1 protein-coding gene is annotated in these 623 nt (G+C 72.7%); it reads left to right on the top strand.

Features of this window, described 5'->3' with window-relative positions:
* On the top strand, nucleotides 1–623 hold a 623-nt coding region (locus tag V9U69_RS19260), incomplete at both ends, for a peptidoglycan recognition protein family protein (protein ID WP_337063526.1).

The following is a 623-nucleotide window of genomic DNA, read 5'->3' as shown; positions in this document are numbered from 1 at the left end:
GCCGGGGGTGAGCGGGTCACCCTGGCCCAGCCCACCATCCGCCCCCGCAGCGCCTGGGGCGCCGACGAGACCCTGCGCAAGTCCGCCGCCGCCTACAACGACACCATCAAGGCCGCCGTCGTGCACCACACCGCCGACCCCGGCAGCTACACCCAGGCCGAGGTCCCCGCCGTCATCCGCGGCATGTACCGCTACCACACCGTCACCCTCGGCTGGGCCGACCTCGGCTACAACTTCGTCGTCGACCGCTTCGGCGGCATCTGGGAAGGCCGCGCCGGCGGCATCACCCGCCCCGTCATCGGCGCCCACGCCGGCGGCTTCAACATCGACACCTTCGGGGTGTCCATGATGGGCGACTACTCCAACGTCACCCCCCCGCAAGCCTGCCTGGACTCGGTCGCGCAGGTCATCGCCTGGAAGCTGGCCCTGCACGGCGTCGACCCCAAGGGCACCACCCGCCTGACCAGCGCCGGCGGCGGCACCGCCCGCTACCCCAAGGGCACCACCGCGACCCTGCGCACCGTCAGCGCCCACCGCGACGTCGGCTACACCGCCTGCCCGGGCAACGCCGGTTACGCCAAGATGGACACCATCCGCACCCGCGTCGCCCAGCTGATGTCCGG

It is taken from the genome of Kineococcus sp. G2 (assembly GCF_037154035.1).
Classification (GTDB): Bacteria; Actinomycetota; Actinomycetes; order Actinomycetales; family Kineococcaceae; genus Kineococcus.
This window is presented reverse-complemented; position numbering and strand designations above follow the sequence as displayed.